This is a genomic window from Bordetella ansorpii (genome assembly GCF_900078315.1).
In the GTDB taxonomy this organism is placed as follows: domain Bacteria; phylum Pseudomonadota; class Gammaproteobacteria; order Burkholderiales; family Burkholderiaceae_B; genus Bordetella; species Bordetella ansorpii.
In genome coordinates, this window is sequence record NZ_FKBS01000014.1 from 1,219,759 (window position 1) to 1,240,009 (window position 20,251).

At 67.5% G+C, this 20,251-nt stretch carries 20 protein-coding genes; 10 read left to right on the forward strand and 10 right to left on the reverse strand.

Features of this window, described 5'->3' with window-relative positions; genetic code table 11:
* Positions 1-21 precede the first annotated feature (21 nt).
* From hemH to dnaJ, 6 genes are all read left to right on the forward strand, one after another.
* Complete coding sequence (hemH, locus tag A7W11_RS13275; RefSeq protein ID WP_066412781.1) at positions 22-1,122, forward strand: ferrochelatase; 1,101 nt, start codon at positions 22-24, stop codon at positions 1,120-1,122.
* A gap of 148 nt (positions 1,123-1,270) precedes the next feature.
* A complete protein-coding gene (locus A7W11_RS13280; RefSeq protein WP_066412783.1) occupies positions 1,271-1,501 on the forward strand; it encodes a hypothetical protein in 231 nt (76 codons plus the stop codon).
* A 163-nt stretch (positions 1,502-1,664) separates the two neighbouring features.
* Entirely contained in the window at positions 1,665-2,225 is a 561-nt protein-coding gene (grpE, locus tag A7W11_RS13285; protein ID WP_066412786.1) for a nucleotide exchange factor GrpE, read from the forward strand.
* 16 nt (positions 2,226-2,241) lie between these two features.
* Positions 2,242-2,631 (forward strand): YbbN family protein, encoded by a 390-nt coding sequence (locus tag A7W11_RS13290; protein WP_066412793.1) that lies wholly within the window; start codon positions 2,242-2,244, stop codon positions 2,629-2,631.
* Between the two features lie 108 nt (positions 2,632-2,739).
* Positions 2,740-4,662, forward strand: coding sequence for a molecular chaperone DnaK (gene dnaK / locus A7W11_RS13295; protein WP_066412796.1), 1,923 nt, complete (start codon positions 2,740-2,742; stop codon positions 4,660-4,662).
* A 106-nt stretch (positions 4,663-4,768) separates the two neighbouring features.
* Positions 4,769-5,905, forward strand: a complete 1,137-nt coding sequence (dnaJ, locus tag A7W11_RS13300; protein ID WP_066412804.1) for a molecular chaperone DnaJ — start codon at positions 4,769-4,771, stop codon at positions 5,903-5,905.
* Here dnaJ and A7W11_RS13305 read toward each other — a convergent pair whose 3' ends face one another.
* Positions 5,906-6,679 carry an AraC family transcriptional regulator gene (locus tag A7W11_RS13305; RefSeq protein WP_066412808.1) on the reverse strand — a complete coding sequence of 258 codons (774 nt, stop codon included), beginning with the start codon at positions 6,677-6,679 and terminating at the stop codon, positions 5,906-5,908. It lies immediately after the preceding gene.
* Positions 6,680-6,782: 103 nt separating this feature from the next.
* Between A7W11_RS13305 and A7W11_RS13310 the strand changes: the two genes are divergently transcribed.
* The 3 genes from A7W11_RS13310 to A7W11_RS13320 are packed head-to-tail and all read left to right on the forward strand — an operon-like array spanning position 6,783 to position 10,970.
* Complete coding sequence (locus tag A7W11_RS13310; RefSeq protein WP_066414034.1) at positions 6,783-8,249, forward strand: efflux transporter outer membrane subunit; 1,467 nt, start codon at positions 6,783-6,785, stop codon at positions 8,247-8,249.
* 37 nt (positions 8,250-8,286) lie between these two features.
* Positions 8,287-9,399, forward strand: a complete 1,113-nt coding sequence (locus tag A7W11_RS13315; protein WP_066412810.1) for an HlyD family secretion protein — start codon at positions 8,287-8,289, stop codon at positions 9,397-9,399.
* Positions 9,396-10,970, forward strand: a complete 1,575-nt coding sequence (locus A7W11_RS13320) for a DHA2 family efflux MFS transporter permease subunit (RefSeq protein ID WP_066412811.1) — start codon at positions 9,396-9,398, stop codon at positions 10,968-10,970. Before A7W11_RS13315 ends, A7W11_RS13320 begins: the two co-directional genes overlap by 4 nt.
* 27 nt (positions 10,971-10,997) lie before the next feature.
* On the opposite strand, the gene A7W11_RS13325 is transcribed toward A7W11_RS13320, so the two are convergent.
* Positions 10,998-11,657 carry a TetR/AcrR family transcriptional regulator gene (locus tag A7W11_RS13325; protein WP_066412812.1) on the reverse strand — a complete coding sequence of 220 codons (660 nt, stop codon included), beginning with the start codon at positions 11,655-11,657 and terminating at the stop codon, positions 10,998-11,000.
* Positions 11,658-11,746: 89 nt separating this feature from the next.
* Between A7W11_RS13325 and A7W11_RS13330 the strand changes: the two genes are divergently transcribed.
* Complete coding sequence (locus A7W11_RS13330) at positions 11,747-12,622, forward strand: aldo/keto reductase family oxidoreductase (protein WP_066412815.1); 876 nt, start codon at positions 11,747-11,749, stop codon at positions 12,620-12,622.
* 131 nt (positions 12,623-12,753) lie between these two features.
* On the opposite strand, the gene A7W11_RS13335 is transcribed toward A7W11_RS13330, so the two are convergent.
* The 8 genes from A7W11_RS13335 to A7W11_RS13370 all read right to left on the reverse strand — a co-directional run bounded on the left by A7W11_RS13335 (position 12,754) and on the right by A7W11_RS13370 (position 20,230).
* Positions 12,754-13,227, reverse strand: a complete 474-nt coding sequence (locus A7W11_RS13335) for a DUF2269 family protein (RefSeq protein ID WP_066412817.1) — start codon at positions 13,225-13,227, stop codon at positions 12,754-12,756.
* Positions 13,224-14,480, reverse strand: a complete 1,257-nt coding sequence (locus tag A7W11_RS13340) for an SDR family oxidoreductase (protein WP_066412819.1) — start codon at positions 14,478-14,480, stop codon at positions 13,224-13,226. Before A7W11_RS13340 ends, A7W11_RS13335 begins: the two co-directional genes overlap by 4 nt.
* 186 nt (positions 14,481-14,666) lie before the next feature.
* Positions 14,667-15,197, reverse strand: a complete 531-nt coding sequence (locus A7W11_RS13345; protein ID WP_066412821.1) for a GbsR/MarR family transcriptional regulator — start codon at positions 15,195-15,197, stop codon at positions 14,667-14,669.
* A gap of 81 nt (positions 15,198-15,278) precedes the next feature.
* Positions 15,279-15,890, reverse strand: a complete 612-nt coding sequence (locus tag A7W11_RS13350) for a cysteine dioxygenase family protein (protein ID WP_412778730.1) — start codon at positions 15,888-15,890, stop codon at positions 15,279-15,281.
* A complete protein-coding gene (acuI, locus tag A7W11_RS13355; protein WP_066412829.1) occupies positions 15,890-16,882 on the reverse strand; it encodes an acrylyl-CoA reductase (NADPH) in 993 nt (330 codons plus the stop codon). Before acuI ends, A7W11_RS13350 begins: the two co-directional genes overlap by 1 nt.
* A gap of 78 nt (positions 16,883-16,960) precedes the next feature.
* On the reverse strand, positions 16,961-17,707 hold the full coding sequence (locus tag A7W11_RS13360; RefSeq protein WP_066412831.1) for an enoyl-CoA hydratase/isomerase family protein: 747 nt from the start codon (positions 17,705-17,707) through the stop codon (positions 16,961-16,963).
* Between the two features lie 46 nt (positions 17,708-17,753).
* A complete protein-coding gene (locus A7W11_RS13365) occupies positions 17,754-19,301 on the reverse strand; it encodes a class I adenylate-forming enzyme family protein (protein ID WP_235816864.1) in 1,548 nt (515 codons plus the stop codon).
* Positions 19,259-20,230, reverse strand: a complete 972-nt coding sequence (locus A7W11_RS13370) for a Bug family tripartite tricarboxylate transporter substrate binding protein (protein WP_066412838.1) — start codon at positions 20,228-20,230, stop codon at positions 19,259-19,261. The genes A7W11_RS13365 and A7W11_RS13370 overlap by 43 nt, the downstream gene beginning before the upstream one ends.
* Positions 20,231-20,251: the final 21 nt, after the last annotated feature.

Below are 20,251 nucleotides of genomic sequence, written 5' to 3' on the forward strand. Positions count from 1 at the left end.
AAGCCGTCACAGGGGGTGTGTGTGTTCCTACGCTTGTTCAAGTATTTGTGGCCCGAGCGTTTCCTGCCCGAGGCGCCGGCCCAGGGCGACCCGTTCGACGAGAATCCGCCCCTCACCGGGCCGGGCCGGGTCGGCGTCCTGCTGCTGAACCTGGGCACGCCCGATACCCCGTCCAAGGGCGACATCCGCAAGTACCTGCGCGAATTCCTGTCCGATCCGCGCGTCATCGAGATCCCGCGCTATCTCTGGAAGCCCATCCTGCACTGCCTGGTGCTGACGCTGCGGCCCAGGAAGCTCGAGCCGCGCTACCGCGGCATCTGGATGGAGGGCGGTTCGCCGCTGATGGTGTACAGCCGCCAGCAGGCCGACGGCGTGGCGCAGGCGCTGCGCGCGCGCGGCCGCGACGTCGAGGTCGAGCTGGCCATGCGCTACGGCAACCCCTCGGTTCCCGACGCCGTGGCGGCGCTGCGCCAGCGTGGTTGCGAACACATCCTGGCCGTGCCGCTGTATCCGCAATACGCCGCCAGCACCACCGCCACCGCGGTCGATGCCGTCAGCGCGCATGCCGCGCGGCTGCGCGACCAGCCGGCGCTGCGTTTCATCAAGCGTTTCCATACCGATCCGGGCTACATCGGCGCCCTGGCCGAGCGCATCGAGGCGCACTGGCAGGCCAACGGCCGGCCGCAACTGCTGCTGCTCAGCTTCCACGGCCTGCCGCGCTATTCCATCGAACTGGGCGACCCGTATTACCGCGACTGCATGCAGACGGCGCAATTGCTGCGCGAGCGGCTGGGTCTGTCGGCCGAGCAGATGGAAGTCACTTTCCAGAGCCGCTTCGGCTCGGCGCGCTGGCTCGAGCCGTATACCGAGCCCACGCTGAAGGAAATGGCGCGCCGCGGCATCACCTCGGTGGACGTGGCCTGCCCGGGTTTCGTGGCCGACTGCCTGGAAACCCTGGAAGAAATCAACCAGGAATGCCGGCATGCCTTCCTGGAGGCGGGGGGCAAGCAGTTCCGCTACATTCCGGCCCTGAACGACAGCCCGGCCTGGACGGCGGCGCTGACGGACATCGTCGACGCGAACCTGCAAGGCTGGCCGGTCACGCCGGGTCAGGGCCGATAAACGGGGTCGGAGCATCGGCGGGCGGCATCATGCCGCCCGGACAGTCCCCCGGAAGAGCGTCCGCATGAGCCAGCCCGCCGCGCGGCATGCTTCTTGCTGATGAATCCTGCTCGCGAGCGCTCTCGCAGGTTGAACCAGGAGGCTGCGTATGACCACCAAGCAGAAATCCCATCCCCGTACAGGCGAAAAAGATCCGCTCGAACGCGAGTTGGACGACGCCCTGGACGATACCTTCCCAGCCAGCGATCCGGTGTCGATCGGCACCGGAAAAGATCCCGAAGACCGCAAGACCGGCCATGACCAGTCGGTCGACGAGGCGCTGGAAGACACCTTTCCGGCCAGCGATCCCGTGGCCCCGGCCCAGCCCGGCAGGAAGTGACCGCCGTCCGGCCAGGACCGGCCGGGTGGCGCTGCGGCCCCGTTTTTGCGCCAAAAAAAATGCGCCACCCGTCCTCGATTTTCTTTCAAGACCGGACTTGAAACAGGGACATTCGTCCCCATCGTGCTGGGCGACCCCATCGAAACACATTCCGGAGGACCCCATGACGGCACCCCAAGAGCCTGTCGATTCCACCCCTGAGCAAGCCGGCGAAGCCGCTGCCGCCCCGGCGCTGGACAGCGTCGAGGCCCTGCAGGCCGAGATCGCCGCGCTGCGCGCCGAGCTCGAGGCCGCCCAGGCGGCCCAGAAGGCGGCGCAGGACCAGACCCTGCGCGCCATGGCCGAAGGCGAGAACGTGCGCCGCCGCGCCCAGGAAGACGTGTCCAAGGCCCGCAAGTTCGGCATCGAGTCGTTTGCCGAAAGCCTGGTGCCCGTCAAGGACAGCCTGGAGGCCGCGCTGGCCCAGCCCGAACAGACCGTCGAAAACCTGCGTGAAGGCGTCGAAGTGACCCTGAAGCAGCTGTCGTCCGCCTTCGAGCGCAATATGCTCAAGGACATCGCGCCGGCCCAGGGCGACAAGTTCGATCCGCATCAGCACCAGGCCATTTCGTCGGTGCCCGCCGAGCAGCCCGCCAACACCGTGGTGCAACTGCTGCAGAAGGGCTATGCCATCGCCGACCGCACCCTGCGCCCCGCGCTGGTCGTGGTCGCCGCCGGCAACTGATTCCGCCAGCCCCATCATGGCCCACGCCCCCTTCGATCCCTCGCAGGTCTTCGACCTGTTCGGCATGCGGCACGTCAGCCATGCCGATTTCGACGCCACCGTCGCGCAAGCGCCGGGGGACGATCTGCGGTGCGTGTTCCTGTGGGGCCAGGACTGTTACAACTGCAATCTGTTCAAGCAGACGGCGTTATTGCACCAGGACGCGCTGCTGGCCCTGGGCCTGACCTGGTTCGAGGCCGACGTCTATGCCGACGAGCCCCTGGGCCGCCGGTTCGGCCTGCATGGCGTGCCCACCTTCGTACTGTATCGGGCGGGCAAGCGGCTGGGCCGGATCACCGGCTGGCCCGGCCTGCCGCAGTTCACGGACGCGGTCAGGCGGCAGCAGGCCGGGGCGGCAGGCGGGTGACAACCTCTTGAAAACCCTGCGGCCGACCCCAGTTAGGCTGGGACCGAGTTTTTCGACGGGTTTTTACCAACTCTTCGCATTCCAGAATTTCATTCAAGGCAACCTACCATGAGCAAAATCATTGGCATCGACCTGGGCACGACCAACAGCTGCGTCGCTGTGCTGGACGGCGGTCAGGTCAAGATCATCGAAAACGCCGAAGGCGCCCGCACGACGCCTTCCATCATCGCCTACATGGACGATGAAACCCTGGTGGGCGCGCCGGCCAAGCGCCAGGCCGTCACCAACCCACGCAACACCCTGTACGCCGTCAAGCGCCTGATCGGCCGCAAGTTCGAAGAGAAGGCAGTGCAGAAGGACATCGACCTGATGCCCTACACCATCACCAAGGCTGACAACGGCGACGCCTGGGTCGAAGTGCGCGGCAAGAAGATGGCGCCCCCGCAGGTGTCGGCCGAAGTGCTGCGCAAGATGAAGAAGACCGCCGAGGACTACCTGGGCGAGGAAGTGACCGAGGCCGTCATCACGGTGCCGGCATACTTCAACGACAGCCAGCGCCAGGCCACCAAGGACGCCGGCCGCATCGCCGGCCTGGAAGTCAAGCGCATCATCAACGAACCCACCGCCGCCGCGCTGGCGTTCGGCCTGGACAAGACCGAGAAGGGCGACCGCAAGATCGCCGTCTATGACCTGGGCGGCGGCACGTTCGACGTGTCCATCATCGAAATCGCCGACGTCGATGGCGAGAAGCAGTTCGAAGTGCTGTCGACCAACGGCGACACCTTCCTGGGCGGCGAAGACTTCGACCAGCGCATCATCGACTACATCATCGGCGAGTTCAAGAAGGAACAGGGCGTCGACCTGTCCAAGGACGTGCTGGCCCTGCAGCGCCTGAAGGAAGCCGCCGAAAAGGCCAAGATCGAGCTCTCCTCCAGCCAGCAGACCGAGATCAACCTGCCGTACATCACGGCCGACGCCTCGGGCCCGAAGCACCTGAACCTGAAGGTCACCCGCGCCAAGCTGGAAGCCCTGGTCGAGGAACTGATCGAGCGCACCATCGAGCCGTGCCGCATCGCCATCAAGGACGCCGGCGTCAAGGTTTCCGACATCGACGACGTCATCCTGGTCGGCGGCATGACCCGCATGCCCAAGGTGCAGGACAAGGTCAAGGAATTCTTCGGCAAGGAGCCGCGCAAGGACGTCAACCCCGATGAGGCCGTCGCCGCCGGCGCCGCCATCCAGGGTTCCGTGCTGTCGGGCGACCGCAAGGACGTGCTGCTGCTGGACGTCACCCCGTTGTCCCTGGGTATCGAAACCCTGGGCGGCGTGATGACCAAGATGATCCAGAAGAACACCACGATCCCGACCCGCTTCTCGCAGACCTTCTCCACCGCCGACGACAACCAGCCGGCCGTGACCATCAAGGTCTTCCAGGGCGAGCGCGAGATCGCCGCCGGCAACAAGGGCCTGGGCGAGTTCAACCTGGAAGGCATCCCGCCGGCGCCGCGCGGCGTGCCGCAGATCGAGGTCACGTTCGACATCGACGCCAACGGCATCCTGCACGTGTCGGCCAAGGACAAGGGCACGGGCAAGGAAAACAAGATCACCATCAAGGCCAACTCGGGCCTGTCGGAAGACGAGATCCAGCGCATGGTGAAGGACGCCGAGGCCAACGCCGAGGAAGACCACCGCATCGCCGAGCTGGCCCAGACGCGCAACCAGGCCGACGCGCTGGTGCACGCCACCCGCAAGTCGCTGACCGAATACGGCGACAAGCTGGAAGCCTCCGAGAAGGAAGCCATCGAGGCGGCCATCAAGGAAGTCGAAGACGTGCTGAAGGACGGCGACAAGGCCCAGATCGACGCCAAGGTCGAAGCCCTGTCCACGGCCTCGCAGAAACTGGGCGAGAAGATGTACGCTGACGCCCAGGCCTCGCAGCAGGCAGCCTCGCAACAGGCGGCCGACAACGCGAAGCCGGCTGACGACAATGTCGTCGACGCCGACTTCAAGGAAGTCAAGCGCGACCAGTAAGGCGCGCTCCGCACGCACCCGCCCGGTAGCCGGAAAATCCGCCTACCGGGCGGGTTCGTTTAAGACGGACCTGAAATAGCGCTCCTTCCGGAGCCCATCGGACCATATGGCAAAACGCGACTATTACGAGATTCTTGGTGTCGCCAAGAACGCCTCGGACGAAGAACTGAAGAAGGCCTACCGGAAGCTGGCCATGAAATACCATCCGGACCGCAATCCGGACAGCAAGGACGCCGAGGAAAAGTTCAAGGAAGCCAAGGAAGCCTACGAGATCCTTGGCGACGAACAGAAACGGGCAGCCTACGACCGCTACGGCCATGCCGGCGTCGATCCCAATGCCGCGGGCATGGGCGGCGCGGGCGGCATGGGCGGCGGCTTCGCGGATGCCTTCGGCGACATCTTCGGCGAAATCTTCGGTGGCGCCGCGGGCGGCGGCCGCCGTGGCGGCGGTCCGCAGGTGTATCGCGGCGCCGACCTGAAGTATTCGCTGGAAATCACGCTCGAGCAGGCGGCCGCCGGTTTCGACACCGAGATCCGCGTGCCCAGCTGGGAGAACTGCGACACCTGCCACGGCTCGGGCGCCAAGGCCGGCACCACGCCCAAGACCTGCCGCACGTGTAACGGCGCGGGCGCCGTGCGCATGCAGCAAGGCTTCTTCAGCGTGCAGCAGACCTGCCCGACCTGCCACGGCAGCGGCAAGGAAATCACCGATCCGTGCCCCGCGTGCGATGGCGTGGGCCGCATCCGCAAGAACAAGACGCTGCAGGTGAAGATTCCGGCCGGCATCGACGACGGCATGCGTATCCGCTCCAGCGGCAACGGCGAGCCGGGCATCAACGGCGGGCCTCCGGGCGACCTGTACGTCGAGATCCACCTGAAGCAGCACAAGATCTTCCAGCGCGATGGGGATGATCTGCACTGCGAACTGACGATTCCGTTCACCACGGCGGCGTTGGGCGGGGATCTGCAGGTGCCTACGCTGGGTGGCAAGGCCGAGATCCAGATTCCCGAAGGCACGCAATCGGGCAAGACGTTCCGCCTGCGCGGCAAGGGCATCCGCGGCGTTCGTGCCGGGTATCCGGGCGACCTGTACTGCCACGTGGTGGTCGAGACGCCGGTGCGGTTGAGCGAGGAACAGAAGTCGATCCTGCGGCAGTTCGAGGCTTCTCTGAACGATGGCGGCGATCGTCATTCGCCGCAGAGCAAGTCGTGGACGGATCGGGTAAAAGAGTTCTTCAGCTGATCATCGCCGCAGATACGCGCTGGGCGGCACGCCCAGCGCTTTCCTGAACATGGCCGTGAAGGCGCTCGGGCTGTCGTAGCCGTGTTCCAGCGCCAGTTCCAGGACGGACACGCCGGCGGCCAGGCGCGGCAGGCACAGCAACAGCCGCGCGTGGCGCCACCAGGCGCCCGGCGTCATGCCGGTCTCGCGCTTGAAGGCGCGCGCCAGGGTGCGTTCATTCATGTGCGCGGCGCGCGCCCAGGCCTCAAGCGTGGCGCGCCGCGACGGATCGCGGATGAACTGCCTGCACAGCGCCGCCAGCACATTGTGGCGCGGCATCGGCACGTGCAGGGCCAGCGGCCGAGCGATCTCGATCTCGTCCAGGATCAGGGCCAGCATCCGGCCGGCGCGGCGATTCAGGTCGTGGTCGACGGGCACGTCCAGCGCGGCCTCGATCAGTTCGCGCAATAGCGGGCTGACTTCGACCACGCGGCATTCGCGAGGCAGGCTGGGCCGCACTTCGTGCGCCACGAACAGCGAGCGCATGCGCACGTCGCCCGCCATTTCGATGGCGTGCAGGGTGCCGGCCGCGACCCAGACCGCCCGGCCCGGCGGCACCACCCAACTGCCGTCCTCGACCCGCACGATCATCACGCCATCGATCGCCAGGATCAGTTGCGCCTGCTCGTGGATGTGCGCGGTGAACTCCTGCCCGGCCGCAGAGTCGGTGGCCAGCACGCCGATCTGGCGCGTTTTCTCGGTGGCATCCAGCGCGTGGAAGAAGTCGATGTCCATTTTGCGACGATGAATGGGTATACCGCGTGAGATTGACGAGCTCGGCAAACATACCATGGTCGGGTCGTTTTCTGTCCGGTCGCATTTGCCGCGCGACGCCATCATGCCGTTTCCCCCTCCTTCCCGTCCTTTCCGGATACGCCTGCCCCGGTTGATGCCATGCGCGGCCGTCCTGGCCGCCGCGGCCGCGCTCGGGGCGTGCACCGTCACCGAACCCTATGTCCCGCCTGTCGCCGACCCCGTGCAAACCGCGCCATTCGATGCCGCGCCGCAGGCCGGCGTGATGTCGGGCGCGCCCGTTGATCACTGGTGGCGCCTGTACGACGATCCGGTGCTGGATGCCTTGATCCAGGAAGCGCTGGCGCAGAACCGCGACCTGGCCGTGGCCGCCGCGCGCGTACAGCGGGTACGCGCGGCGCTGGCCGAGGCCGATGCCGCGCAACTGCCCGCGACGCAGGCGGCGGCGGGCGTCGACTACGGCAAGCATGGTCCCGACCAGACGGTGGCGGCCGCGCGCGACGAGCGCGCGGCCAGCCGTTTCGGATGGTCGCCAGGGTTTGCCGTGTCGTGGGAGGTCGACCTGTGGGGGCGCGTGCGCGGGCTGGTCGATGCGGCGCATGCCGATGCGCAGGCGCAGCGGGCCGCCGCCGACGCGATGCGCGTGACTGTGGCGGCCGAGACGGCCCGCGCCTATGCCCTGGCCTGCGCATTCGGCCAGCGCGTCGAGGTGGCGCAGCGCTCGCTGGGCGTGGCCGAGCGGATCGCGGCGCTGATTGCGCGCCAGCAGGCGCTGGGGTTGGTATCGGCCCTGGAGCAGGCGCGGGCGCAGGCTTTCGCCGACGATACCCGGGCTGCGCTGCCGGCGTTGGAAGGCGAGCGTCGCGCCGCCCTGTACGAACTGGCGACGCTGACCGGCCACGCTCCCGCGCAGGTGCCGGCCGCGGCGAAACAGTGCCATGTCGCGCCGGCGCTGGCGCAGCCGTTTCCCGTGGGCGATGGCGCCGCGCTGCTGCGCCGCCGTCCCGACCTGCGCGAGGCCGAACGCAGGCTGGCGGCCGCGCACGCCCGCGAGGACGTGGCCCGGGCGTCGCTCTATCCCGCCATCACGTTCGGCGGATCGGTGAATGCCTTGTCCACGTCCGGCGACCCCGGTTCGATCGGCGACCGCCATGCCGTGGCCTGGGGCATCGGGCCGCTGGTCAGTTGGGACTTTCCGAACCTGGCGGCCAGTCGCGCCCGGTTGGGACAGGCGCGCGCCGATGCCGATGGCGCGCGCGCTGCGTTCGATGGCCAGGTGCTGCGCGCGCTGCGCGAGACCGAGCAGGCGCTGGTGCGCTACGAGGCAGCGTGGCAAGGGCGCGACGCGCTGCGCGCCGCCCGCGATGCGCATGCGCGCGCGTTATCGCTGGCCGAGCGCGAGTTCCGCGCCGGCGCGCTGGATTCGCTGGGCGTGCTGGATGCCGAGCGCGGCCTGGTGGCGGTCGAGGCCAACCTGGCCGAGTCCGCGCAGCGCGTGGCGTTGGATCAGGTCGCCGTGTTCAAGGCGCTGGGCGGTGGCTGGCAGCCCTGATTCCCATTCCATTTCCTCATTGAAAAAGATCGCTGGTATGAGTACGACTGTTGAGAGAGGCGTTCGAGGCGCTGCGCGCGCGAAGCGGCTCTGGATCGTGGCGGGCGGGGCCGTGGCCGCTGTGGCCGTGCTGGGCTATGGCTGGCATTGGTGGAGCAGGGCGCGATTCGTCGAGTCGACCGACGATGCGTATGTGCGCGCCGACGTGGCCCCCGTCAGTCCGCGCGTGGCGGGCTACGTGACCGAGGTGGCTGTGCAGGACAATCAGCCCGTGCGTCGCGGCGACGTGCTGTTCGCGCTGGACGACCGCGACTACCGTGCCAGGGCCGATGCCGCCGAGGCTGCCGTGGCGACGGCGCAGGCTGCGCTGCGCGAGGCCGAGGCCGCGGCGTCGACGCTGGAGGCGCAGCTTGCGCAGCAGCCGGGCGTGGTGGCGCAGGCGCAGGCCGACGTGCAGGCCGCCCAGGCCGATGCGGCACGCCGCCAGGCGGACGCCAGACGCTATCGGGCCCTGCTGGCGGACGACGCGGCCAGCGGGCAGCGTTGGGAGCAGGCGCACGCCGATGCGCTGAAAGCGGGCGCCACGCTGGCGCGCGCGCAGGCCGCATGGCGCGTGCAGCGCGACGAGACCGCCGTGCTGCAGCGGCGTGGCATGCAACGTGCCGCAGCCATCGATTCGGCGCGCGCCCGGCTGGCGGTGGCGCAGGCGCAACGCACGCTGGCGCAGCGCGATCTGGAGCATACGCGCGTGCGCGCCGCGGGCGACGGCGTGGTCGGCCAGCGCAGCGTGCGCGTCGGGCAATACGTGGAGGCGGGCATGCCGCTGCTGGCCGTGGTGCCGCTGCGCGAGGTGTACGTCGTGGCCAACTTCAAGGAAACCCAGCTGGCGTCGATGCGCGCAGGCGAGCCGGTCGAACTGGATGTGGACGCTTTTCCGGACCATGCGCTGACGGGCCGCGTGTACGGCATCGCGCCGGGCTCGGGCGCGCAGTTCGCTTTGCTGCCGCCGGACAACGCCACCGGCAACTTCACCAAGATCGTGCAGCGGGTGCCGGTGAAGATTGTGCTGGATGCCTTGCCCGAGGCGGTTACGCTGCGGCCCGGCATGTCGGTGGTCGCGCACGTGGACACGAGCGAGGCCCATCCATGAGCCAGCCCGGTCATTCCGCTGAAGACACCGTCTCGCTGCGGGCATGGGTCGCCGTGCTGGGCGGCGTGTTCGGCTGCTTCATGGCCGGCATGAACGTGCACGTGACCAATGCGTCGCTGCCCGACATCCGGGGTTCGCTGGGCGCCAGTTTCGAGGAGGGTTCGTGGATCACCACCGCCTATCTCGTGGCAGAGATCGTGGTGATTCCGCTGACGGGCTGGCTGGTGCAGGTGTTCTCCACGCGCCGCGTGCTGCTGGTGGGCGCTTCGGGCTTCCTGGCCTTCTCGCTGGCGTGCTCGCTGGCGCCGACGATCGGTTCGATGATTCTGGCGCGCACCTTGCAGGGCGCATTCGGCGGCGTGCTGATTCCGCTGTCGTTCCAATTGATCGCAACCGAACTGCCGGTGTCCCGCCGGGCGCTGGGCATGGCCTTGTTCGCCGTGGCCAATAACGTGGCGCAGGCTGCCGGCCCATCGCTGGGCGGCTGGCTGACCGATACATACTCCTGGCGCTGGATCTTCTACCTGCAGGTGCCGCCGGCGATTGCGCTGATCGGGGCCATCGCCTGGTCCATCCGGCCGGCGTCCGTGGACATCGCCAAGCTGCGCAACGCGGACTGGGGCGGCATCCTGGCGATGGCCGTGGGCCTGAGCGCATTGCAGATCGTGCTGGAAGAGGGCGGGCGCAAGGACTGGTTCGCGTCCGGCACGATCGTGATGCTGTCGGTGATCGCGGGGCTGGGGTTGGCCGCCTTCGTGGCGATCGAACTGCGCCGCGCCCATCCGTTCATCAATCTGAAGCTTCTGGGCCGGTACAACTTCGGGGTGTCGAGCCTGATGCAGTTCCTGTTCGGCGCGGTGGTGTTCGGCGTGGTGTTCCTGGTGCCGAACTACTTTGCCCAGACGCAGGGATACAACGCGCGCCACATCGGCATGACGATGATCCCGTACGGCATCGTGCAGTTCGCAATGTCCTTCCTGACGCCGCCCATCATGCGGCGCACCAGTCCACGCTTCGCCATCCTGGCCGGGTTCGCGCTGGTGGCCGCGGGGTGCCTGATGAACATCCACCTGGACGCCGATGCTGCCGACAACGTGATCGTGCCATCACTGGTGGTGCGCGGGGTGGGGCAGTCGCTGATCGTGATCGCCCTGTCGGTGATGGCCGTGGACGGCGTCGAGAAGGCGCAGCTGGGATCGGCCTCGGGCGTGTTCAATATGGTGCGCAACGTGGGCGGCGCGATAGGCATCGCGGTCGCCAGCCAGATCGTCGTCGAGCGGCAGAAATTGCATGCCATGCGCATCGGCGAGGCGGTGACGGCGTATTCGCAGCCGTTCCAGGAGCACATGGCGGACCTGGCGCGCCTGGCCGCGCACCTGCACCTGTCACGCGCGAATGCGCTGCCCATGGAGCGGGTCGATGGCGTGCATCAGGCCGGGCTGGCGCTGATCGACGCCAATGTGATGAAGCAGGCGTTGTTGATGGCGTACAGCGACACCTTCCTGATCGCCGGGATCGCCATGGTGGCCTGCATGGCCGGGGCATTCGGCCTGCGGGGCGGGAAGCGGTGAGGAGCGGACGGCCAGATCAGGACGCTTTTATCCGACATTGCCAGTCAGGGATTCTCGCGCCCGCGCCTCCCGCTCCAGATAGCCCAGGGCCAGGGACTCCAACTGCCCAGGCAAGTTGCGAACCAGTTTCGCCGGGGCGTTGCCCTCTATCACGGGCTGCATCGGCCCGATCATCGCGGTGTTGAGCATGAAGGCGGCGGTGGCGACGTCCTCGAATTCCACATCGGCGGCCGTGGCCAGCATCTCTGCCAGCGCGGCCCGGCCTCTCCGCTGGCTTGCCAGGACGAGTTCGCGCGTGTCCAATTCGCCGGCAACGGCATAGAGGGCCCGGCCTTCCTCGAGGTTGATGGTCTTCGCCTTGACGAAGACCTTGACCACCGTGGACACCATGACGGCCAGCGGCGCGCCGTGCACGGACCGCGCGGCCTGCGCGACCGCTTCTCCGACCCTGGCCAGATGCCGCTGCAGCACGGCATACAGCAGTGCCTGCTTGTGCGGGTAGTACTGATACAGCGTGCCAACCGACACGCCGGCGCGCTCGGCGACCTTGACGGTCGTCAGCTTCTGCAAGCCCTCGGCCAGCAGAACCTGAATAGTGGCCTCGAAGATCGCGTTGACGGTGGCCTGCGATCTTGCCTGCAGCGGCTGTTTACGGGGTTTCAACGAGGAGGCGGCGAGCGTGGCCATATGCGAATTTCAAAACTGAAAGATCATTCATATTATGGCGGTTCAGGCGCACACCGCCACCCCGCGTTCATCATTCGAGGAATACCGCCATGACCGAAGCCACCCGCGCCCTCACATACAAGCTCGGCGATCTCACCGTCTCGCGCATGGGCTACGGCGCCATGCAGCTTGCCGGGCCGCACGTATTCGGCCCGCCCAAGGACCGCGCCGCGGCCGTCGCCGTGCTGCGCGCCGCCATCGACAGCGGCATCGACCACATCGACACCAGCGATTTTTACGGGCCGCACGTCACCAACCAGATCATCCGCGAGGCGCTGCATCCGTATCGCGACAACCTGGTCATCGTGACGAAGATCGGCGCCAGGCGCGGCGGCGATGCCTCCTGGAATCCTGCGCAGTCTCCCGAAGATCTGCAATCCGCAGTCCACGACAACCTGCGCAACCTGGGGCTGGACAAGCTTGATGTCGTCAATCTGCGGCTGATGTTCGACACCATGGGGCCGGCAGAGGGCGACATCGAGCCGCTGCTGGCGCCTTTGCTGGAGCTGAAACAAAAAGGATTGGTGCGCCATATCGGGCTGAGCAACGCCACGGCGGCGCAGGTGGAGCAGGGGCGCCGGTTGGCCAATATCGTCTGCGTGCAGAACATGTACAACCTGGCGCATCGCGGCGACGACGCCCTGATCGACTCCCTGGCGCAGGCGGGCATCGCCTATGTGCCGTTTTTCCCGCTGGGCGGGTTCTCGCCCTTGCAGTCGTCGGTGCTGGACGACGTGGCGGCGCGCTTGCAGGCCACGCCGATGCAGGTGGCGTTGGCATGGCTGCTGCAGCGTTCGCCGAACGTGCTGCTGATTCCGGGCACGTCGTCGGTGGCGCATCTGAAGCAGAACGTGGCGGCGGCCGATATCGAGTTGCCGGCCGAAGCGATGAAGGCACTGGACGGCATCGGAGCCGTGGCGAAGTAGGCTGGCTCCATGCGTGGCCGCCTGCCTGTCCTGGCGAGGCTGCGCCGCCCGGGGCTTGCGCCGACGAAATGTCCGCGTTCCCCGGGCGCTGTCGTGTCCTGTGGGCTGCGAAGCAAGGTCTGCTCGACGGCTTAGAACGCCGGCTTGTAGACCATCAGGAAATACACCGCTACCATCGCGGCAAACGCGGGATAGCCCAGCCATTCCCACAACTTGGCATAACGCCAGTACAGCGCCGGCAAGGTCGCCGCGTCGGTACCGTGCGCGGCCATGGCCATCTGCGCCATCCTGTATTGCAGCCACACCACCGGCAGCCAGCACGCGCCCGCCAGCAGATACAGCCCGATGCTGGCCAGTATCCAGGGCGTGTTCCACTGCCATCCCACCGAGTGCGCCAGCCACAGCCCGGACAAGGGCTGGAAGATCACCGCGGGCGTGGTGAACCAGAGATCCGCGCGCACCACCAGCCGCGACACCGCCGCGATGGCGGGCACGTTGCCCGTGCGGTTGGCGAAGAACAGGTAGAAGGCCGTGCCGAAGCCGGTGCCTACCAGCAACACCGAGGACATGATGTGCAAGGTCTTCATCGTCAGGTACATGTTCATGATTCGCTCTCTTCGGAAAACAACAGGATCAGCAAGGCAAGAATCGGGATGTTCTTCAGCACCGGGCCGAAGGGATGCCACAGGAACTCGGGCAGCGCGATGGCGATGACCAGCGAGTAACCCAGGATCAGCGCGGCCTGCGCGGCCCACAGCCTGCGGCCGGGACGCAGCAGGGTGGCGATGCCGAAGGCGGCATCCAGCGCGCAGGCGGCGTACAAGGCCACCCACGCCAGCAGGCCATGGACATGCACGCCCGCCAGCAAGGCCAGGCTGTCGGCCTGGGGATGGATGAACGCGCTGGTGATCGCCGTCCAGATCCATGTGATTGCCAATGCGCCGCGCAGCAGGGCGGGGCGCCAGGCGGCCAGGGCTTGCTGGCGCAGCGCGGGGGCGTCGCCGGGCGGAATGAAGGTCTCGATGCCGGCGGGCATCCGGCCCAGCACGGCGGCCACGGGGGCGGCATCGGCGCTATTGCCGGCGCGCAGCATGCGCCAGGTTTCGCGGGTGAGCAGCGAACCGGGCACGCGGTTCAGCAGGGTGGCGCCCAGGTTCATCAATCCGTCCGGGATACCGAGGCGCCAGGCGGGGGGAAAGCCCATCGATGCGCGGTAGCGGGCCAGCATCTGGCGGTACTCGACTTCGGCTCCTCCAACCACGTCGAGCACGAACGATTCGGTATCGTCCCGGTTCAGCAGCCGTACGACGACTTCGGCCAGTTCATCGATATGCACAGGCCGCAGCATCTGATGGCCGCCTGCGGGCAGCAGATGCACGGGCATCGATGCCAGCGTGCGGAAGTACCTTGCGGAAGTGCCTTCCGTGCCTGATACCAAGGCTGGCCGCAGGATGTGATGCACCATCCCCAAGGATTGCAGATGCCGGTCGGCGGCCAGCCTGGTGCGCAGGAATCGTGTATCACCCGTCTGCGCACCGAGCGCCGACAACTGGATGACCCGCTTCACACCCGCGCGCAGACAGGCGTCGAACAAGGCGGTGGGCGCCTCGCGCTGCACCCGATCAAACGTCTGCGCGCCGTGCTCGTTGACGATGCCGACGGCATTGATCACGACATCCACCCCTTGCAGCCTGGGCATCCAGGCATCGGCATCGAGATCGGCGGTGTAATCGATGGCGATCTCGCCTGTCTCGTGGGGCTGGCGTACGCCTTTGATGACGCGATGACCTCTCAGGACCAGAGCCCGGCACAGCGCGGCGCCGATGAAGCCGTTGGCGCCGCAGATCAGGATGTTCAAACGCGGGCCCTTGCATGGGCCGGCCCTGTCGTGCAAGCCGGATGCGTTCGTTCCGCTTGTGTCTGCAGTCTCTCCGAAAGTCCGGTTCATGACCTGCCTTCCTATTCTTTTATTTCAGATATTTCTGTATTGACAGAAATAATCGGTCCAAAAAAAGCGGACATGTCTTGCCCGCCTCCGTACCCCTCAGTCCTTCGACCGCCGCATCGTCTTGCTGATCTTCGCACCCAGCCCCAGTGTCTTCATCAAGGTCTCGGGTTTCAGGCGCAGCATCTCGTCCGACCAGGTCGTCATGGTCTCCAGAAATACCAGCGTGTCGCGCATGCGCTGCGCCATCTCGCGATCCTCGCGGCCGATCTCCGGGCTGTCCAGGCTGTCGCGCAGCATGGCCAGCGTGGGGTCGATCTCGCGCTGGCGGCGGCCCTCGACAATCAGCTTGAACAGTTCCCACACGTCGGTGGATGTTTCGAAGTGATCGCGTCGGTCGTCCTTGACGTGCACCACGCGGGCCAGCTTCCAGGCCTGCAGTTCGCGCAGGCTGTTGCTGACATTGGAGCGCGCCACGCCCAGCGTGTCGGTGATCTCGTCCGCCGGCACGGGGCGGCCCAGCAGGAAGAGCAAGGCGTGGATTTGTGCGACGGTGCGGTTCACGCCCCACCGGGAACCCATTTCGCCCCAGTGGAGAATGAAGCGTTCTGCGATTGGCGTCAGTGTCATGCCGCCAATTTATTGATTTCAGAAATTTCTGTCAAGACAGAAATTTTGTGTGCCCGCCCGGATGCTCGTCGGGCGGGGCACTCAGGCGGTCAATCCGGCCCGCACCTGTGCCGACCTGTCCCACAGATTCGGCAGCGCCACGCTGCTGTAGCCGGATACGAAGGGTTTGGCCTTCCCGGTCGCGGGATCGTATACATGCCGCGCAATCGCGCCGATGTTGCCGCCATACAGATGTACACTGATCGACGTGCGGTCGGGGTAGGCGTTCCACACCTTGTGCACGTCGCCCTCGGCCGGTGACAGTACTTCGATCTGTCCGGGCTGCAAGGCTACCGGTTCGCCATCCGCCACACAGGCGCCGTCCGTTACCCGATACCGCTGGCTGTACTCGCTGCCTCGCAGCATGCCGACATACCCCCACACCGCATGGTCATGCACGGGCGTGAATTGCCCCGGTCCCCAGACAAAGCTGACCAGGCTGAAGCGTTCCAGCGGATCGCAATGCAGCAGGAACTGCTGGTAGAACTCGGCATGCGGCACGGTGCAGGACTCGGGCAGCCAATCGTCGTGCGCGATCAACTTGGCCAGTTCGGCCTGGAGTTCGGGGCCGGCCATGCCGGCGGCGCCATGCCGATCGGCCAGGCGGGTGGCCGCCGCGATGAAGTCGCGCAGCCGATCGAGACGGCGTTCCATCATTTCTCCTCTACCCGCACCAGCACCCGGCCATGCGGCAATTGTCCAGCCAATAAAGGTGCAGCGTACTCGATGGCGCGCGACAGCGGAATCTCCTCGGCCATGCCGTCGATCTGGTCTCCGGGCAGGGTGGCGGCCAGGTCGTCCCAGGCGGCCTGACGCTGGGCCATCGGGGCATACACGCTGTCGATGCCTGCCAGCGTGACGCCGCGCAGGATGAAGGGCATGACGGTGGCCGGCAGGTCCGCGCCTTGCGCCAGGCCGCAGGCTGCGACCACGCCGCCATAGCGTGTGGCGGCGCAGGCGTTGGCCAGCGTATGGCTGCCGACGCTGTCCACCACGGCCGCCCAGTGTTCCCTCTGCAAGGGCTTGCCGGCGGCCGACAACTGCGCGCGGTCGACGATGGTGTGCGCGCCCAGCGCCCGCAGCCGCTCGTGCGCATCGGCGCGGCCGGTGCTGGCGGTGACTTCATAGCCGCGCCGGGCCAAGAGCGCGATAGCCGTGCTGCCCACGCCGCCGTTGGCGCCCGTCACCAGCACCGGGCCGCTGCCGGGCGCAACACCCAACGCCTCCAGGCGGCGCACGCACAGCATGGCGGTGTAGCCGGCCGTGCCCAGCATCATGGCGCGGCGCGCGTCCAGGCCCTCGGGAATCTTCTGCAGCCAGTCGGCCGGCACGCGGGCGTAGCCGGCCAGGCCGCCCCAGCGGGTCTCGCCCAGTCCCCAGCCGTTCAGCAGCACGGCGTCGCCAGCCTTGAATCCGGGATCCTCCGATTGCTCGACGACGCCGGCGAAATCGATGCCCGGCACCATCGGAAACTGGCGCACCACGGGCCCCTTGCCGGTAATGGCCAGCGCATCCTTGTAGTTCAGGGTGGAGTACTGCACGCGCACGGTCACCGTGCCTTCAGGCAATTGCCCGGCCTCGGCCTGGGTCAGTTCGGCGTGCGTGGCCTTGTCTTGCTGGGTCAGCATCAGGGCCGCGAATGTCATGATCCTCTCCTTCATCTTTGCTTCGAAAAACGCGCCAGGCCGGACACGCCCGTGTCCGGCCGGCATGATCGAGCGCTCTCAGCGTCCCGTGAAACGCGGATCCCGCTTGTCGCGGAAGCTGGATACGCCTTCCTGGTAGTCGGCGCTGCGGAACACGCGTTCGGTCTCGCGCCAGGCCAGGCCGGCCTGCTCGACCGGGCTGGCCGGCACGGTGGCGGCGGCGAAGCGCTTGAGCATTGCCATCACCAGCGGCGCGTTGTCCGCCAGCCGGCGCGCCAGCTTCATGGCTTCTTCCAGATGCCGGCCCGGTTCGGCCAGCCGGTTGACCAGTCCTACGTCATAGGCGCGCTCGGCTTCCAGCACTTCGCCCAGCAGCATGATCTCCATGGCGACCTTGTGCGGAATGCGCGCCGCCAGCGAGGCGATCATGCCGCCCGCGAAGCCCATCTTGGGCTCGGGATAGGTGAAGCGCGCATCGCGCGTGGCCACGCACAGGTCGCACATGGCGACCAGCACCAGCGCGCCGCCCACGCACCAGCCGCTGACCGCCGCGATCAGCGGCTTGTCCAGCGCCACCCCCACATTGGGCGTGAAGCTGCGGTAGTCGGGAGGGCTTTGCGCGTCGCGGTCGCGGCCGGACGAAAAGGCCCGCGTACCCGCGGCGGTCAGGATGCCCACGCGGTCTTCCGGCGTGTCGTTCAAGCGTATCCACGCCGCCGCCAGGCCGGCTTCCACCTCGGGGCCGATGGCGTTCAGGCGGTCGGGGCGGTTGATGGTGATGACGGCGATGCCGTCCCGCGATTCGTAGGTCACTGAATCGCTCATGCCCGTGCCTCCTGTCGCCGCGGGGTTCCGTGCAAGAAGAACGTACTCATAGCATCTCTCCTATCTGCTGCATCAATTTGGGTTTCAATACCTTGCCGTTGGGCGCCACCGGCAGGGTCGGCACGAACAGGATGCGTCCGGGCAGTTTGTAGGGCGACAGCCGCTGGGCCAGGTGCGCGCGTATCGCGGCCTCTTGCGGCGCTACGCCGGGCGCCGGTTCGACGACGGCGATGATCTCCTCGTTGCCTCCCACGGCATGGCCGAACACGGCGGACAGCTGCACGTCGGCATGGCTGTTCAGGGCCTGTTCCACTTCCAGAGGCGACACGTTGAAGCCGGAGCGGATGATCAGGTCCTTGGCGCGGCCGACGATCTCGATGCGCCCATCGGGAAGGCGGCGCGCCAGATCCTGGCTGTTGAACCAGCCGTCGGGCCGCAGCACCGTGGCCGTCAGTTCGGGCGCGCGGTAATAGCCGCGCATCACGTTGGGTCCGCGCAGCCACAGCTCGCCTTCCTGGCCATCCGGCAATTCACGGCCGTCCGGGTCGCACACGCGCAGGCTGACGCCCGGCGTGGGCGGGCCGACGGAAGTGCCTGGGGTCATGTCTTCGAGCCGCGTCCAGCAGGTGCCCGACGCTTCGGTCAGGCCATAGCCGTTGTGCAGCGGCAGGCCGAACAGGCCGCGCGCCTGGGCGCTCAGCGTGGGATCCAGCGGCGCGCCGCCCGCCGCGATGAAACGCAGCGCGGGCGCGGACAAGCCCTGCGCCGACGCGGCCTGCATCAGCCGCGCGAACATGGCGGGCGCGCCCTGAAGAATGGTGATGCCATCGCGCGCCAGGGCTTGCAGGCAGGCCTGCGGATCGAAGCGCGCGATCAGCCTGACATGCGCGCCCGAGGCCAGCGTGCCCATCAGGCCCGACGACAACCCCATCACATGCGTGATGGGCAACACGCCATAGACACGGTCGGCGTGCGTGACGCGCCTCAACGTGCGCATCAGATGCGCGATGTGCAGCAGGTTGGCATGCGTCAGCATCACCCCCTTGGGCTTGCCGGTACTGCCGGTGGTGTAGATCAGGGCCGCCACCTGCTGCGGACCGGCCTGCACCGGTTCGGCTTCGCTATCGCGCAGCGGCCCCGCGGCCACGTCGCCGAAGCCCGCCGCCACCACGGCGGCGCCATGCCGCTCGGCATGCGCCAGCGCGGCGGGCGACTGCGAGGTGACGAACACCACGCGCCGCGGCCGAGATAGTTCGACGATGGCGTCGACCTCCAGCGGCGCGCGTCGCGCGTTCTCCAGCACGGCCCAGGCGTCGATGCGGCCCGCCGCGAGAATCAGCGCGGCCAGCGCCGTGCTGTTCTCGCCGACCAGCATCACGCGGTCGCCCGCGCCTAGCCCGAGCCCGCGCAGAAAGGCCGCGGCCTCGTCCACGCGCGCCTGCAACTGGGCGTAGGTCCAGGCCGTGCCGTCATCGCTGAGCGCTGGCTGATCCGGCGTGCGTTCGGCCCAGTGACGCAGGCCATCGGCCAGCCGGACTTGTCCGGCCGGGATCATTGTGGCTTCACGTTCATGCTCTGCGTCAGTGTCTGCCACCGCTGCATCTCCTGTTCCACGTACTGTCCGAAGGCCTTGGGGCCGGCATGGGCGGGTTCGGCGCCCAGCGTGGCCAGGGTCTTGCGCGCCTGCGGTTGCGCCAGCGTGGCCTTGATGTCCTCGCTGACGCGCTCCAGCACCTCGGACGGCGTGCCGGCGGGCGCCCAGACGCCGTACCAGGCTGTCACGTCATAGTCCTTCAGGCTCTCGCCAATCGCGGGCACATCGGGCAGGAAGGCGGCGCGCTTGGGCGTGGTGACGCCCAGCGCCCGCAACTGGCCCGAGGTGATGAAGGGCAACGCCTCGTTGGCGAACACCATGGTCGATTGCTGGCCGATGGCCGCCTGGATGGCCTGCGCGCCGCCCTTGAAGGGCACGTTGATGATCTGCGCGCCCGACAGCAGCCGGAACAGCTCGCACGACAGATAGGGCGACGAGCCGATGCCCGAGGTCGAGCAGCTCAGGCCCTTGCCGTCCTTCTTGGCCAGCGCGATCAGTTCGGGGATGGTCTTGGCCGGCACCGACGGCGCCACCGCCAGGTAGTTGGGCACCGTCACCAGCTGTGCCACAGGGGCCAGGTCGCGGCGCAGGTCGTACAGGGGATCCTTGTAGAAGAAGTTGTTCAGCACGTTCGAGATGCTGCCCAGCAGGAAGGTGTAGCCGTCCGGGTCGGCCCGCGCCACGAACTGCGAGCCCAGCATGCTGCCGGCCCCGGGCCGGTTCTCGACGACCACGGTCTGCTTCAGTGTGGTGGTCAGGTGGGCCGCTACCATGCGGCCCAGGGTGTCCGATGCGCCGCCCGCGGTATAGGGCACGATCATGCGGATGGGTTTATCGTCGGGCCAGGCGGCCACGGCAGGGTGGGTGACGGTTGCTGCGAGTACCCATGCGCAAAACACGCCGGCGCGCCGGCGCGGGAATGCATTCATGTCTGTCTCCTCGCCCCTCCG

Bases quoted from the DNA above. Each gene is read 5' to 3' on its own strand.
- A7W11_RS13280 (WP_066412783.1), top strand. From the start codon at position 1,271: ATGACCACCAAGCAGAAATCCCATCCCCGTACAGGCGAAAAAGATCCG.
- grpE (WP_066412786.1), top strand. From the start codon at position 1,665: ATGACGGCACCCCAAGAGCCTGTCGATTCCACCCCTGAGCAAGCCGGC.
- A7W11_RS13290 (WP_066412793.1), top strand. From the start codon at position 2,242: ATGGCCCACGCCCCCTTCGATCCCTCGCAGGTCTTCGACCTGTTCGGC.
- dnaK (WP_066412796.1), top strand. From the start codon at position 2,740: ATGAGCAAAATCATTGGCATCGACCTGGGCACGACCAACAGCTGCGTC.
- dnaJ (WP_066412804.1), top strand. From the start codon at position 4,769: ATGGCAAAACGCGACTATTACGAGATTCTTGGTGTCGCCAAGAACGCC.
- A7W11_RS13305 (WP_066412808.1), bottom strand. From the start codon at position 6,679: ATGGACATCGACTTCTTCCACGCGCTGGATGCCACCGAGAAAACGCGC.
- A7W11_RS13310 (WP_066414034.1), top strand. From the start codon at position 6,783: ATGCCGTTTCCCCCTCCTTCCCGTCCTTTCCGGATACGCCTGCCCCGG.
- A7W11_RS13315 (WP_066412810.1), top strand. From the start codon at position 8,287: ATGAGTACGACTGTTGAGAGAGGCGTTCGAGGCGCTGCGCGCGCGAAG.
- A7W11_RS13320 (WP_066412811.1), top strand. From the start codon at position 9,396: ATGAGCCAGCCCGGTCATTCCGCTGAAGACACCGTCTCGCTGCGGGCA.
- A7W11_RS13325 (WP_066412812.1), bottom strand. From the start codon at position 11,657: ATGGCCACGCTCGCCGCCTCCTCGTTGAAACCCCGTAAACAGCCGCTG.
- A7W11_RS13330 (WP_066412815.1), top strand. From the start codon at position 11,747: ATGACCGAAGCCACCCGCGCCCTCACATACAAGCTCGGCGATCTCACC.
- A7W11_RS13335 (WP_066412817.1), bottom strand. From the start codon at position 13,227: ATGAACATGTACCTGACGATGAAGACCTTGCACATCATGTCCTCGGTG.
- A7W11_RS13345 (WP_066412821.1), bottom strand. From the start codon at position 15,197: ATGACACTGACGCCAATCGCAGAACGCTTCATTCTCCACTGGGGCGAA.
- A7W11_RS13350 (WP_412778730.1), bottom strand. From the start codon at position 15,890: ATGGAACGCCGTCTCGATCGGCTGCGCGACTTCATCGCGGCGGCCACC.
- acuI (WP_066412829.1), bottom strand. From the start codon at position 16,882: ATGACATTCGCGGCCCTGATGCTGACCCAGCAAGACAAGGCCACGCAC.
- A7W11_RS13360 (WP_066412831.1), bottom strand. From the start codon at position 17,707: ATGAGCGATTCAGTGACCTACGAATCGCGGGACGGCATCGCCGTCATC.
- A7W11_RS13370 (WP_066412838.1), bottom strand. From the start codon at position 20,230: ATGAATGCATTCCCGCGCCGGCGCGCCGGCGTGTTTTGCGCATGGGTA.